Origin of the sequence: Actinoplanes teichomyceticus ATCC 31121 (assembly GCF_003711105.1) — a bacterium.
GTDB lineage: Bacteria > Actinomycetota > Actinomycetes > Mycobacteriales > Micromonosporaceae > Actinoplanes > Actinoplanes teichomyceticus.
In genome coordinates this window covers 5,877,732-5,890,980 of the sequence record NZ_CP023865.1, presented here as the reverse complement: position 1 = coordinate 5,890,980, position 13,249 = coordinate 5,877,732, and the positions used below count along the sequence as shown (strand labels likewise).

14 protein-coding genes and 1 pseudogene are annotated in these 13,249 nt (G+C 68.7%); 2 read left to right on the top strand and 13 right to left on the bottom strand.

Annotated elements, in window-relative coordinates:
* Window positions 1-801: 801 nt before the first annotated feature.
* The 6 genes from ACTEI_RS25795 to ACTEI_RS25780 form a co-directional block, all read right to left on the bottom strand.
* Window positions 802-1,182, bottom strand: coding sequence for a hypothetical protein (locus ACTEI_RS25795; RefSeq protein WP_122980023.1), 381 nt, complete (start codon window positions 1,180-1,182; stop codon window positions 802-804).
* A gap of 117 nt (window positions 1,183-1,299) precedes the next feature.
* The gene (locus tag ACTEI_RS25790; RefSeq protein WP_122980022.1) at window positions 1,300-1,491 is read right to left on the bottom strand and encodes a hypothetical protein; all 192 of its coding nucleotides are present in this window, start codon (window positions 1,489-1,491) and stop codon (window positions 1,300-1,302) included.
* The gene (locus ACTEI_RS39050) at window positions 1,488-1,613 is read right to left on the bottom strand and encodes a hypothetical protein (RefSeq protein ID WP_262384902.1); all 126 of its coding nucleotides are present in this window, start codon (window positions 1,611-1,613) and stop codon (window positions 1,488-1,490) included. The genes ACTEI_RS25790 and ACTEI_RS39050 overlap by 4 nt, the downstream gene beginning before the upstream one ends.
* Window positions 1,614-1,646: 33 nt before the next feature.
* Window positions 1,647-2,518, bottom strand: a protein-coding gene (locus ACTEI_RS25785) for an IS5 family transposase (protein WP_372443324.1) whose coding sequence is annotated in 2 segments (ribosomal slippage) — window positions 1,647-2,176 and window positions 2,176-2,518 — 873 coding nt in all. Because the reading frame shifts where the segments join, the coding sequence is not laid out codon by codon here.
* On the bottom strand, window positions 2,505-2,675 hold the full coding sequence (locus tag ACTEI_RS37875; RefSeq protein WP_211344361.1) for a hypothetical protein: 171 nt from the start codon (window positions 2,673-2,675) through the stop codon (window positions 2,505-2,507). Before ACTEI_RS37875 ends, ACTEI_RS25785 begins: the two co-directional genes overlap by 14 nt.
* Window positions 2,676-2,744: 69 nt before the next feature.
* A complete protein-coding gene (locus tag ACTEI_RS25780) occupies window positions 2,745-3,188 on the bottom strand; it encodes a HEAT repeat domain-containing protein (protein WP_122980021.1) in 444 nt (147 codons plus the stop codon).
* A 146-nt stretch (window positions 3,189-3,334) separates the two neighbouring features.
* Here ACTEI_RS25780 and ACTEI_RS39225 point away from each other — a divergent pair.
* Window positions 3,335-4,455: pseudogene (locus ACTEI_RS39225) on the top strand (NF041680 family putative transposase); the annotation flags it as partial.
* 275 nt (window positions 4,456-4,730) lie between these two features.
* On the opposite strand, the gene ACTEI_RS25770 reads toward ACTEI_RS39225, so the two are convergent.
* On the bottom strand, window positions 4,731-5,624 hold the full coding sequence (locus ACTEI_RS25770) for an IS5 family transposase (protein WP_122975831.1): 894 nt from the start codon (window positions 5,622-5,624) through the stop codon (window positions 4,731-4,733).
* A gap of 164 nt (window positions 5,625-5,788) precedes the next feature.
* Here ACTEI_RS25770 and ACTEI_RS25765 point away from each other — a divergent pair, with 164 nt between their 5' ends.
* Window positions 5,789-6,667, top strand: a complete 879-nt coding sequence (locus ACTEI_RS25765) for a quinone oxidoreductase family protein (protein ID WP_244940648.1) — start codon at window positions 5,789-5,791, stop codon at window positions 6,665-6,667.
* Between the two features lie 83 nt (window positions 6,668-6,750).
* Here ACTEI_RS25765 and ACTEI_RS25760 read toward each other — a convergent pair whose 3' ends face one another.
* The 6 genes from ACTEI_RS25760 to ACTEI_RS25735 all read right to left on the bottom strand — a co-directional run bounded on the left by ACTEI_RS25760 (window position 6,751) and on the right by ACTEI_RS25735 (window position 13,247).
* Window positions 6,751-6,969 (bottom strand): hypothetical protein, encoded by a 219-nt coding sequence (locus ACTEI_RS25760; protein WP_145830945.1) that lies wholly within the window; start codon window positions 6,967-6,969, stop codon window positions 6,751-6,753.
* 460 nt (window positions 6,970-7,429) lie between these two features.
* Window positions 7,430-8,194, bottom strand: coding sequence for a nucleotidyltransferase domain-containing protein (locus tag ACTEI_RS25755; protein WP_164466116.1), 765 nt, complete (start codon window positions 8,192-8,194; stop codon window positions 7,430-7,432).
* A gap of 338 nt (window positions 8,195-8,532) precedes the next feature.
* Window positions 8,533-8,883 (bottom strand): hypothetical protein, encoded by a 351-nt coding sequence (locus tag ACTEI_RS37380; protein WP_164466114.1) that lies wholly within the window; start codon window positions 8,881-8,883, stop codon window positions 8,533-8,535.
* A gap of 117 nt (window positions 8,884-9,000) precedes the next feature.
* The gene (locus tag ACTEI_RS25745) at window positions 9,001-11,658 is read right to left on the bottom strand and encodes an ATP-binding protein (protein WP_164466112.1); all 2,658 of its coding nucleotides are present in this window, start codon (window positions 11,656-11,658) and stop codon (window positions 9,001-9,003) included.
* Window positions 11,659-12,142: 484 nt separating this feature from the next.
* On the bottom strand, window positions 12,143-12,505 hold the full coding sequence (locus tag ACTEI_RS25740) for a hypothetical protein (RefSeq protein WP_122980016.1): 363 nt from the start codon (window positions 12,503-12,505) through the stop codon (window positions 12,143-12,145).
* A 49-nt stretch (window positions 12,506-12,554) separates the two neighbouring features.
* On the bottom strand, window positions 12,555-13,247 hold the full coding sequence (locus ACTEI_RS25735) for a hypothetical protein (RefSeq protein WP_203723872.1): 693 nt from the start codon (window positions 13,245-13,247) through the stop codon (window positions 12,555-12,557).
* Window positions 13,248-13,249: the final 2 nt, after the last annotated feature.

Genomic DNA, 13,249 nt, shown 5'->3' with positions numbered 1-13,249 from the left:
GACCGCAGTCGGCATGCATCCCGGCCAGGACGCGGGCTGTCCCAGCTCGTCACCCTGTGTAAGCGGAACTTTTCGGTGGCAGGCGTGGCCAGCGGACCCGAACGGTGGCGCCGAAACTGAGAGACATCGAAAGTAATGAGATCTCGCTGGCGCCCGAACTCAGTGACATCTGGCGCTGGAATTCACGAGCAAAACCACAGTGTTGTATGCCAGCTCAGAAGGACAAGCTGGCCTGATCGGTCGGAGCCTCCATGAAGCGTTGGAGATGATGATCGGACTTCCGTCATGGTACGACTGCTTGAAGTTCTCCGGCGGAGGCGACGTAGCCGTCATGCAAATTGCTGCGCAGCATCTCCGGAATGACGAACTCCGAGATTGCCCAGAGGCCGACGCTCGGCGAACCCGGCTCGCGCGGGTCTTGTCGATGGAGCTGGTACCGGTCCCGCAGCTACTGACTCGGTTGCGCGCTGCGGTCGCCAGTACCACGCCCGACTTCGTCTTCAGCGACGTAACCGGTGAGTACGAGTCATTGTTCGGACGGTGGCTTCCGAGCCGCAATCCCTCATGGGCATGACGGCGGCCCCGACGGGCCTGAGTAGTTGATCAGCAAGCCTCATTGGGAGTTCCATGCCAGGAGGCCGGCGCTCGGGGACTAACGTTCGGGAAAGTCACGCTAAGGGTGATCTTGGTATTGATCCTTCAAGGATCGACAACGTCGACGTTTCCTGTCATGCGCAGCAGGGACTCCAACTCTGGAGCGCCGATTGCCGACACCTGAGCTGAAGTCCCTGCCGAGTTTCGTCAGTTTTCGATGTTGAATGCGTGCCCGCCGCCGTGGTTGGCGTAGCGGTTGCATTGCCAGCCGGTCGGGCTCTGTGCCTGGCAGCAGGCGGAGTGGATGGTCCAACGGTAGGTGTCCTGCAGCTCGTCGTACTTGCTACGGCGGTGCCAGGCCAGCCAATACCCCTGGTACGGCTCTCCGCCGGAGCCCTCGCCCTCCACGAACATCTCGCACTCGCCCGGGTGTCCGGCTGCGAGCTCGCACGCGGCGACCTTCACGTTGGGGTATCGGTGCTGGTCGGGGTGGTCGGTGTCCAGGTAGACGCCGTACCTGCCGTTGAGGTCTTTGATCGAGATCCGGACGTACGACTCGCACTGGGCGTGAAAGTCCACGCTGGTCAAATCGGCTCCTCATGCTCGACTGCTCAAGCCACGGTTGCGGCCACGCGAGAAGGGGCAGCGCTTAGCATGACGCCCCTATTCCCGTCAATAGATTCTTTCTCGATGTGAGGGAAGGGATCAGGCAGCACGGGTCTGCGCGGCGACGGTCCGGAACGGGTAGGTGTACTCGGCACCGCAGCCGGCGCACCAGGCCCGGAACAGCGCGCTGGTCGGGGTGTCGGCCTCGGACGGCTCGACCTCGTAGCGCACGCCCTCGATCACGACGTAGAACCACGGCCAGCGGAAGCGGCAGATACAGGTTCCGTTCATGCCGGCACCTCGCCATCGTCCCGGGCCGGGGCGGGGTCCTGGGCTCGCCATTCGCGCGGCTTGGCGCCGGTGGCGTCGACGTCGCGGTGGTTGTAGGCGGTGCGCACGCCGGAGATGGACATGCCGGCGGCTGCGGCTAGGGAGTGTTTGGTAAGTCATCGGAGCCATTCGCCGATCGCGGCGATTCGCACGGTGGCGAGGTAGCGGACGGCCAACTTGTCGTAGCGAGTCGCCACGGCTCTATACCGCTTGAGGCGGTTGATGCCGCACTCAACGGCATGACGCTGCTTGTAGATCTCGCGATCGAACGCGGGTGGCCGGCCACCGGCGGTGCCACGTCGTTGTCGATGCCCTGCTTGGTCCGAGGGCTCGCTGATAGTGGCCCGGATCCCGCGTCGGCGCAGGTGAGCACGGTTGCTGCGGGAGCTGTAAGCCTTGTCGGCAAGGACCCGGTCTGGACGGGTCCTTGCCGCTCCCCGGCCCAGGCGCGGCACCCGGATCCCCGCCAGGACCGCCTCGAACTGCGGGCTGTCACCGGCTTGACCAGCCGTGACCAGCATCGACAACGGCCGCTGGCCCTGCTCGCAGGCCAAGTGCAACTTGGTACTCAGCCCGCCACGTGACCGGCCGAGGGCATGGTCGTTGGGTTCGGTGTCCACCCCACCCGGCGGATGTTTCTGATCGTCCCCCTTTTCCGGGCGCCGGCGGCATGCTGATGTGCACGGCACACGGTCGAGTCGACGGATACGTCCCAGGTGATGATGTGGTCGGCATCGGCGGCGGCCTGCAGCCGAGTGAGGACCTCGGCCCAGACACCGTCGCGTTGCCACTGCCTGAACAGCCCGTATGCGGTCTCCCACGGCCCATAGCGTTCCGGCATGTCCCGCCACGGCGACCCCGTCCGGACCCGCCACCGGATCCCGTTGATCACCGTCCGGCGATCCCGTGGCGGACGCCCCATCCGTACCGGCGGAAGCACCGCCGACAGCCGAGCCCATTGAGCATTGGTCAGGTCACCACGCGCCACGCATGCTCAACGAACGATCAACAATCCAAACACTCCCTAGGTCGCCGAGGGTGTACGGGCGGGGCTGGACGAACTCGCGGCCGTACGCGAGCAGCTCGCGGATCAGCTCCTCGGCCTGCTCCTCGGCCCGCCGGGCCTCTCCGAGGGCGGAGATCAACGGGTCGACCTGTCCCTCCTCCCAGGACAGCCGAGACCAAGCGCGCGTTGATCGAATGCGGGATGACGGTCAGGTGGTGCCCATGCTGGAGAGGGCTGCACGAGCTCGGCGTCTGACGTAGTCATCGCCATCTTGCGCAAGCCGCCTCAAGGGTTCGATGGCCCGATCACCTAAGGCGGCCGGGAGTATTGTCGCGATCTGCCACCGTGCGTCGGGGTCGGGATATTCAAGAGCCAGTGGCAGCAACTCTTCGACAACTCGAGGCGAAGCGCTCAACATCTCAGCGATCTGCTCGTCTTCGTTGTCGCGAGCCAAGATGTAAAGCAGCTCGCGGCGTTCCAGATCACTAAGCTGCGTCGACGTCTCGATGTGCCGGCGTGCCGCGTCCCGCAGCTCATCCCAGTAGGGATAGTTGCACTCCCACTCGCCTCCATGACCGAGTCCGAGCACGTCGGGTGCCCCGCTGTCGACCCAGATCCGAAACCGACGCACCTGGTAGGCGAATGACTCCACTGCTAAGTCTTACCGGATGTTGAGGACATCCCTGCCATAATGGCCCGCACCACATGGAAGTAGTGACGCGGATGGGCGGGCGACGCTTCGGCATGCCGGAGCGGGTGGGGCCGCGTCCATAGCCATCGAGGCTCGTTGTAACGGTCGTGACGGACAGGGCGAAAGCGATCGATCTGCTGGCGGGTTTCCGCGAGCACCTCTACCAGTGCATGACCAGCCGGGCGGACGCCTTGTTCGAGCTGACGGACGTGCTGTTGTGCACCGATGGGCCAGTGAAGAGCCTGGTGGGGTTGTCGCTGGCGCCGGAGCACCGCCGTGGTCACGGCGCCTTGTATGACGCGCTCAACCACGGCCGTATCGACGTCGAGTCGCTGCGCCGGTGCCTGGCCGGCTTGCCGTTGCCGCGAGCGGCGGACGGCCGCCTGGTGCTGGCGGTGGACGTTTCGCCGTGGCTGCGCCCGGACGGCAACTGCAGCCCGCAGCGCTCGTTCTGCCACACGTACGGGCGTGGCAAGGACGAACACCGCATGATCCCGGGCTGGCCGTACTCGATCGTCGCCGCCCTGGAGACCGGCCGGACCTCCTGGACGGCGCTGCTGGACGCGGTTCGACTGCCGCCCGGCGCGGACGTCACCGCGATCACCTGCGCGCAGATCCGCCAGCTCGTCGACCGGTTGACCGCCGCCAGGCAGTGGAAGCCCGGCGACCGGGACATCCTGATCGTGCTTGACGCCGGCTACGAGGCCCCGCGCATCGCCTGGCTGTTGCGGACCTACCGATCGAGATCCTCGGCCGGATGCGCTCGGACCGGGTGCTGCGCCGGCCGACGCCGCCCCGCGTTTACCAGCCGCTGGGCGGTCGGCTGGCCAAGCACGGCGGGGAGTTCGTCTTCGGTGACCCCGCAACCTGGGACGTTGAGCAGGCTGTTACGCACACCGCCACCCGTCTTTACGGGCAGGTCCGGGCGCAGGCTTGGGACCGGCTGCACCCACGGCTGACCCGCCGGGCGGCCTGGGTCGACCACGACCAGCCGCTGCCGATCATCGCCGGCACGGTCATCCGGCTCACCGTCGAGCACCTGCCGAGCCGGGGCGATCCGAAGCCGCTCTGGTTGTGGTGGTCCAAGGTCGACGCCACCACCGCTGATGTCGACCGGTGCTGGCAGGCGTTCCTGCGTCGCTTCGACATCGAGCACACCTTCCGCCTGCTCAAACAGACTCTCGGCTGGACCGCGCCGCAGCTCCGCGAGCCGGCCGCGACAGCCCGGACGTCTAGACCGAAGCCTGGCCGGGCCGCGGTCCTAGAGCAATGAAACAAGTAGCCGAAGAGCGGATGGGTTTGCTTGCGCTCGGGGCAGCAAGCAGCTCTGCCACTGACCTGAATGTGACGGCTACGACACCTCGCCGCGACGGGAATCGGATCGCCGCTACCGGACTTGGTGGCGGGAAGAGAGCCGTTTCAGGAGGGGTCATGCGAGCGATTCAGGTTTCCGAAGTGGGCGGCCCCGAGGTACTGCGACTAGGCCGCGTTTCGTAAAGGTCATCAGAGCCATTGGTTGATGACGGCGATGGTGACGGTGGCTTCGAAGCGGACGGCAAGCTTGTCGTACCGGGTGGCCATCGCCCGGTTCTGTTTGAGCTGGTTGATGCCGCATTCCACGGCGTGACGCTGCCGGTACACGACCGGGTCGAACGCCGGAGGACGCCCGCCCTTGGAGCCTTTGGCCTTGCGGTAGGCGTCCTGGTCGGCCTTGCTCGGGATGCACACCCTGATCCTGCGGCGGCGGGCGTACCCGCGATTGCCCCGGCTGGTGTACGCCTTGTCCGCCAGGACCAGATCCGGCCGGGTACGGGGCCGGCCACCACCGACCCGATAGACCTTGATGCGTTCCAGGACCTTGATGAACTGCGGACTGTCACCCCGCTGACCAGCGGTGATCACCGTCGACAGCGTCTTACGACCCTGCTCACAGGCCAGATGGGTCTTGGTGGTGAACCCGCCCCGGGACCTGCCCAGAGCATGATCGCCGGGTTCGGCGAACACCCCACCCGGCGGTTCCTTCTGCAGGTCACCATCACGACGGGCACCCGCGGCATGCTGATGGGCACGGCTGATCGTGGAATCGACGCTCACCGCCCACTCGATGTCACCGGCGGCGTCGGCCCGGGTCTGGAGCCGGGCCAGGATCTTCGCCCACGTCCCGTCGCGCTGCCAGCGCCGGAACCAGCGATACAACGTCTGCCAGGGTGCGTACACCTCGGGCACGTCCCGCCACGGTGTTCCCGCCCGGACCCGCCACCGGATCCCATCGATGATCTGCCGTTTCGTCCATCGCGGCGGACGGCCTCGCCGTGGCTCCGCAGGCAGCGCAGGTTCCAGCACCGCCCACTGAACGTCGGTGAGATCGTGTCGCCTCGCTGCCGCTACCCTGGGCACGAGGTCTCCGGTGGTTCAGGTTTGCTTGGTCGCTAACCCGTTTACCGGAGACCTCACTTCGTATCGACAACCGCCACGCCGGGACACGTCACACCTCGCCCGCACTTACGAAACGCGGCCTAGTCGATGTTGATCAACCGGTGCCAGGTCCCGGCCAGGCGGTCGTGGAGGTCGCCGCGTCCGGCGTCAACTTCCTCGACGTCTACCACCGCCAGGGCCGGTACACCCTCCCGCTGCTTTTCACCCCGGGCACTGAGGGCACGGGCACCGTCGTCGAGATTGGACCAGACGTCACCGACGTCGCCGTGGGAGACCGGGTCGGCTGGGTGGAGATTCCCGGCACCTATGCCGAGCAGGCCGTCGTGGACGCCTCCCGGCTCGTGCCACTGCCCGACGGCGTCGACTTCGAGGCCGCCGCCGCCGTGCTACTGCAGGGCATGACGGCGCACTACCTCGTCAAAGACGCCTACCCGGTCCAGCCAGGCGACACGGTGCTCGTGCACGCTGCTGCCGGCGGCATGGGGCTTCTACTGACCCAGCTCATCACCCATCTCGGTGGCAGAGTGATCGGCACGACTTCGACACCGGAGAAGGCCCAGCTGGCGCAGCGCGCCGGGGCCGCCGAGGTGATCCTTTACTCCGCAGTGAACGACCTTGCGGCGGAGGTGAAGCGGCTCAATGGCGGCCAGGGCCTGCCTGTCGTCTTCGACGGCGTCGGCAGGGACACCTTCGAGGCAAGCCTCGCCAGCCTGCGAACCCGCGGCCACCTGGTGCTCTTCGGCGCCGCGAGTGGTGCCGTGCCACCCTTCGACCCCATCCGGCTCGCCCAGGGCGGTTCGCTGACCCTGACCCGGCCGAGCCTCGGGCACTTCATCGCCGATCGATCCGAGCTGCTCCGGCGCGCCACCGACGTGCTTGAATGGGTGCGCATCAAGGCGCTTGAGACCACCGTGACGGCCCGCTACCCGCTCGCCGAGGCCGCCCAGGCTCACCGCGATCTGGAGGCTCGGCGTACCACCGGCAAGCTACTCGTCATCCCGTAGGTACGTGACCAGCAGCCAGTCCCGGCTGGGCCGGTGGTAGACGCCGGCGCCGACGGGAGCCGTCCGCGCCGGCCGGGCCGTGCTCACCGGTCCGCCGAGCCCGGAACGCCGGCCCGGAGCAGCTGCGCGTGGGCATCGAGCGAGCCGGCCACCATCGCCGCCGAGACGGTGTAGAGGGTGAAGCCGGCCGGGAGCACGACCGTCGCCCAGGTGTCCGGGACGTACCGGCTCATCTGGCCGGTGATCTCGTCGGCGGCGGCCTGGAATTCGGCGGCCGAGGCGCTCGCGGTGCTCGTGGTCATGACCCAGATGATGGACGACGAGCAGTTCCGCGCCATCACACATCGGCTGCGGTAGCCGCCGCGGTGCTCCGCCGTTCGCCCGAACGCCCGTTCCACTTCCTTGAAAGTGGAACACCCAAACCTTCGGTCTCACGGATGGCCGAGCTGCTCGGCGCGCCAGCACGATGATGGCCTTCCCCGGGGGATCGTTTCCGGCGCCGCGTCACGCAGCCCGACGCCTCCCGCCGGCTGCTGCACGAACTCACCCGCTGGCCCATCCCCGGTGCGGACTGGAGAGCCCGCGCCCGATACCACGATGCCGCGCGCCACAGCTTGATCAAGGCCGGACTGCGGGCTGAGGACTTGCCGGACTGGCCCGGCATGAACGTCATGGTTCTCCCACCCGGGTAATGATCTTGTTTTACCGGGTGCACGAGAATCGACCCGATTCTCGAACAAGATCAACAGCCGACGTACTCGCTCAGCCGCGCAGCGCCTCACGCATGAACCCGAGCATGTCGGCACGGCGGCGCAACGGGTTGCGGTATACCGGTGGACCGCCGACCCGGATGCGTAGCGCCTCCTGAATGATGGGGTGCCACCGCTGGTCGTACGTGGCCGTGGCGTAGGCGGCGGCTTCCGTTTTCGTGGTGATCCGCGCAGCGGCGAGTGTGTGCCTCAGCCGGGCGACGCCGAGGACGCCCCAGGTGGTGCCCCATGCCGTCAACCCGGCCGGGGACCAGGCCGCTTGGGCGGCCCAGGGGACCCAGAACTCGTCGAGGTTGCGCCGGGTGGCCTGGGCCAACGCCTGCCAGTCGGTGTAGATGTCAAGTTTGTCCACCGCCGGGCCACGCACCGCCACGCCGGCTTGGGCCAGCACGTGCCACGTGACGAGGTTGCGCTCGAACGGCGACGCCGTCTTGACCCGCCACTCGTGGACCGCGATGCCGCCCGGCAGCGTCGCGGGGTCCGACCGCAGTTCATCGCGGCTGACGTAGAGACCATCGAAGAATGGCTTGCGACCATGCCGCCGCAACTGCCCGTGGATAGCGCGCACCTGGCCAGGGTCGGGCGTCGAGCTGGTGACGGCGACGAAGTCGATGTCACTGACACCAGCCTGGTAATCGCCCAACGCGATCGAGCCTTGCAGGTACAAACCCTCCACGAGGCCCGGCGCGCGCCGGTCCGCGATCTCCAGATAGGTCGCGCACGCTGAAGTCGCCGCCTGGTCCAAGGAATTGATCACCAACGACAGCCTAGCCATCCGCATCAATGGGTTAGCCATGTCCGAGATCGAGTAGTCAGCCCGAAGTCAACGGCAGCGCTGGTCAGGGCTGGCCGACACGCCAGCGGTGGTGCCGCCCAGCACGGCAGTCGTGCTGGGCGGCTTGCGTCGGCTCTCGCGCGCACGCGCGCCCGGGCGTCCGCCCGTCAGCACACGTGTACGCCCGTCCGGGCGGGCGCACGCGCGCAGGTCTGTGGGACCCGGGACAGGGCTGCGGTCCCGCTGGCCGAGGCGATCGGTGCCACCGCCGGGATCCGCGCCGGGTAGGGCTGGGGTTCACTGGTGAGGCGGTCGAGGTCTTACCGCGACAGACGACCAGGTGCCGGGCGGTGGATTGCAGGCGAGACGAACTTGCTGGCGTTGAGCGCCGCCATCGTGGCTGCTGGACACCACCCTTCGCCAGCGACGACGAGCCGCCCGCGCCAGCCCGCGCCTACGTCGAGCATCGCCACCAGGTCGTGCGGGAGCAGGTCGCCGCGGCCGCGCACGAGCGCCTGCGCGTCGGGTAGGACCAGGCCGTGGCGGCCGCCACCGCGCAGGCCGGCGGCGGCCGGGCCGCGACCGCGGCCGCCTGCGGCCCGGCCCGGCGCCGGTACGTGCCGGACACCGATCCCGCCCGGCTCGCCGCAGCCCGCGCCGAGCTCAGGCACCACGCCTGCGCCGCGGCGTCGGCCATGCCTGGCCCGGACGGTCAAGCCTGCCGAGGTGGCCTGGCCGACCCCCGCCGTGCTCGGTTCCGGCCCGCGTGACCGAGTCCCGGGCGGCGGTTAGGGAGTGGCCGTTCGCAGGGGAGCCCCGGCGTGTAGGCGTGCCCAGGCTAGTCGTGCGTCCGGGTGCTCGAGGTCGGTGAGGATGTGCAACGCCGCGCGCCACGCGGCGGCCGCGGCTGGGGCGGTGTCCTCCGCGTCGTGGGCGTCACCCAGGTGCAGCAGTGTCTCCGCTTCGCTGTACCGGTCACCGTCCTGTCGGTGGAATTCCAGTGCGGTGTCGTAGCAGCCGATGGCGGTGGCGTGCTCGCCGAGGTGATAGTGGGCGAAACCGAGGCTGTCCCATGCCCGAGCCTGTCCCGGACGTGAGTTGAGAGCCTGCTGCAGGTTTAGGGCCTCGCGGCAGTGGACGATCGCATCGTGATACCGGCCGAGCCTGACGCAGTCCCAGCCGACGGCGTTGCGGGCTCGGGCCTCGCCGGAGTGATCGTCCATCGAACGGTACAGGCGCAGGGCGGCTTCGTCGTGCTGCAGCGCCGCGGGGTAGTCGCCCTCGACCTCACACACCCAGCCGAGGGCGATCTGCGTCTCGGCCTGCCCACGGACATCGCCGAGCTGGTGGAACAGGTCGGCCGCGATGCTCAGGTGGGTACGCGCGGCCGGGCAGCTGTCGAGCTGCGCGTACGCGAGTGCCATCTCTCGGTGTAACTGCGCCTGCCATCCGCGCTCACCCGCGCGCTCCGCAGCTGTGACCGCCGTTCGATGTATGGTGACCAGGTCGGACCACCGCCCGCGACGGTACAAGAACGTGCTCATATTTCGGGCCAGATGCCAGCCGTGTGCCGGCAGCCCGACGCTCGGGGCGTGGGCCACCGCGGCCCGGAGTGCGGCCTGTTCGGTGGTGAACCAGCGCATGGCCGCGGCTGACTCGGTGTGCGCCTGCACGATCACGTCGGCGGCGGGCGGCGGCGGGGGGATGTCGTGGCGTTGTGGCCAGAGGGCCCGGTCGGCGGTGTATGCCGTGTGCATGTAGTGGTCGAGCAGCCGCCGCAGCGCCGCCCGGCATTGCGCCGCGGGTTCGGTCTCCACCAGTTCCTCGGCGTAGCCGCGTAGCAGATCGTGCCAGGTGTAGCGGCCGGGCTGCGATTCGGTGACGAGATGGTTCGCCGTCAGCTCGGCCATCAGGGACGTCGCCTCACGCAGCGCGACGCCGGCCAGGCTGGCCACGGCGGCGACACCGATGTCCGGACCGACGTGCAGGGCCAGCAACCGGAACAACCGGGCCGCGGCACTGCTCAGACCACGGTACGACCAGGAGAGGACCGCGCGTACGTCGGTGCCGATGTCACCGCCGCGCAGCACGTCCAGGACGTCGCCGGCGTCGCGCAACTCGGTGGCTAGCGATCGGATGGTGAAATCGGGTCGTGCCGCGGCGCGAGCGGCCACGACGGACAGCGCCAGCGGCAGCCGGGCGCATCGGTCGACGATCTCCTCGACCGCGGCCCGATCACCGGTGACCCGCGCCGTGCCGACGCGCTGGGCGAGCAACTCCCGGGCCTCGGCCGGCGTCAGGACGTCGAGGGTCAGCGGCTGGGCGCCGTCCGTGGTGACCAGGCTGGTGAGAACGCTGCGGCTGGTGACGACGGCGGCGCACCCGGCCGGGGTGGGCAGCAACGGCCGGACCTGGTCGGCGTCACCGGCGTTGTCCAGCAGGACGAGGATCCGGCGACCGGCCAGCAGGCTGCGGTACAGAGCGATACGTCCGGGTAAAGTCGCCGGTACCGCGTGGGCTGGCACCTGCAGGGCGGCAAGCAGGTCACCGATCGCGTCGACGGGCGCCACCGGGGTCTGCCGAGGTGAGAAGCCGTGCAGGTCGATGAAGAGCTGGCCGTCGGGGAAGTGGCCAGCGACGTGGTGGGCGAGCCGGATGCCGAAGCTCGTCTTGCCGACGCCCGCCGTGCCGGTGATCAGCACGATCATCGACCTGCGGTCCGGCGCGCTGCTCAGGCACGCAGCCGCGCTGGCCAGTTGCCTGTCACGGCCGACGAACCGGGCCGGGTCCGACGGGAGCATCCGTGGCGGGGCTGGTCGTGGACGCTTGGCGTGGATCACCGGCAGCTGCTGGTCGACGACGAGGCGGTGCAGGGCGGCCAGGTGCGCCGAGTCCGCGCCCCGGGCACGGGCTGCGTCGACGCCCTCTTGGCAAATCCGAGCCGCATCGCCGGTACGCCCATCGGCGTGCAGCGCCAGCACGAGCAGTCGCCGCGACTCGTCGTCGGCCGGGGCGTCACTGACCACCCGCGCCAGCAGCGAGACCGCCTCACCCGGCCGACCGGCACCGAGCAGCTTCTCGGCGTAGTCGCGGGCCACCGGCGCGGAGGCGGTCGAGTCCGGGTGCCGCTCGCCGGGAGACGGCGGGCGGGCGCCGTCAACGGACGCGGATCGCCCGACGAGCCGATGCCGGGCGGCCAGCCACGATTCGACGCGGGCACCGTCACCGCAGGCGCGAACGAACGCGGCAAGCTGGTCCGCCCTGGGCAGGGTGTGCCTGCGGGTCATGTCGGCCGCGGTGCTGCGCGGCAGTACGTCGCCTATCTCACGGGCTCGTTGCTCCAGTTGGCGGTACGTGAGGCCGGACCGCTGCCGGAGCCGGAGCAGCATCGCCAGGAAGGCGACGACATCGCGGGCATCATCGGGACAGATCTGCTCAGGCTCCACGAAAGAGCATGATTGCATAACACTCGGTATGCGGCCGATCACTGCAACCGCCGCTGCGGCTTCTCGCCTCGATGCCGGACATCTCACGCACGTCGATGCGGTCGCCGCGGAACAGCAGGAATTCGCGTCCTCGTGTCGAGGCGCGTCCGCGGCAAGGGCGGCACCATCCGCACCGTGTTCCTCGGCGCCGACGGCCGCACCGCCCTGGGCGCACTGGCAAGGGCTTCAACCCCTGGTCGCGGTTCTGCGGTGCGATCCGTGAGGACCTGGGCTTCAGTACGGCCACTGGCGGCACTCCCGCAGCCCCGACAGCTACATCTCGCAAATGGAGAGTTGCGCACGCCGGTGACCAGGACGTCGGGCACCGGGATGGCCCGTGCCCTGCAGCGGGCCGGCGAGGTCGCCGGGCTGCGGCCTGTGCATGTGAGGACGGCGGGCCCGTGGAACCCGCCGTCCTCGCCGTCGCATCGTCCTCGTGCCGGGGTTACGAACGTGCGACCGGGTAGCCGTGCCAGGCGCCGTAGTAGTTGGTGCTGCTGGAGGGGTTGTCCTCGACCACCCTAAGGTTGGTCAGCACGCTGCTGAGGTAATACTGGTTGCACTTGGCGACGCCGTTGACCGATTCCGTCGACTGCATGCTGGTCGACGCATTGGTGTAGTAGTTGACCCACACGGAGTGGTTGTCGCCCTCGTAGTCGCAATATTCGAACGACATCCCGTCGTAGGAGTGCCACGCGTAGTCGCTCCCCTGATTGACGTTGTGAGCGCTCGCCGGCGCGGCCCACAGCCCGACAAAGGTTGCACTGATAGCCAAGGCGCCGAGCCCGGTCTTGAGGTTACGTCGCATGTCAGGTCCTCTCTTCGCTTCCGGATCGTTGCTGTCTTTTCTGCCCCGCTCATGGGGAGCTGTCCCGCTCGCCTCCCCCCGAAGGGGAAAGGGCCGTCGGTTCCGTGGAGAGCGCTTCGGCGACGTTCCGTGCCCGGGTGTTCTCGAAGCTCTTCAGTCGGCCGAGTTCGGTGGCATGACGGCTGATCAGCTCGCGCTGATGCTCCGCCGTCACGTCGATGAGGGTGGTCAGGTAGCGGGTCTCGTTCTGGCATCGGACGTCCGCCAGCGCCACGGCTCGCTCCTCTTCGGTGGCAGTACTGGCGTCCTCCCACCGGGGGTCGTCCGCGGCGGCCTTGGGTGAGGCGTACCGGTATCCGGCGCGCTCCATGCAAGAGGCCCATGCACGTAGGGCCGCGGCAAGTCGGGGGTCCTTGGCGCTCGCCGCCGCCGCTTGCTGCTCCAACCGGCCTGGAAGACCCCGGTCCACCCTGGGCACACCCTTCATGAGCCGTGCGGCTGCCTCGGCCCGGCACCCGCCTGTGGGGACGCGCTGACCGCCGTACTGCGATGCGAGGCCGTAGAGCACCTTGTTCAGCTCGGCTGGCGTGTCGTGGTGGTGCTCGGCCACAGCAGCGCGCACGCCAGGGTGGCCTGTACTCCACGGCGGCGCGTGGTATCCGTACTGCGCAGCCTGGCCCTCGTCCACCACCCCCAGCCGCGCGGCACGCTTCGACGCGATCGACCGTGAGCCGAAGTCCAAAG

Bases quoted from the DNA above. Each gene is read 5' to 3' on its own strand.
- ACTEI_RS25790 (WP_122980022.1), bottom strand. From the start codon at position 1,491: ATGAACGGAACCTGTATCTGCCGCTTCCGCTGGCCGTGGTTCTACGTC.
- ACTEI_RS39050 (WP_262384902.1), bottom strand. From the start codon at position 1,613: ATGTCCATCTCCGGCGTGCGCACCGCCTACAACCACCGCGACGTCGAC.
- ACTEI_RS25760 (WP_145830945.1), bottom strand. From the start codon at position 6,969: ATGACCACGAGCACCGCGAGCGCCTCGGCCGCCGAATTCCAGGCCGCC.
- ACTEI_RS25740 (WP_122980016.1), bottom strand. From the start codon at position 12,505: ATGCGACGTAACCTCAAGACCGGGCTCGGCGCCTTGGCTATCAGTGCA.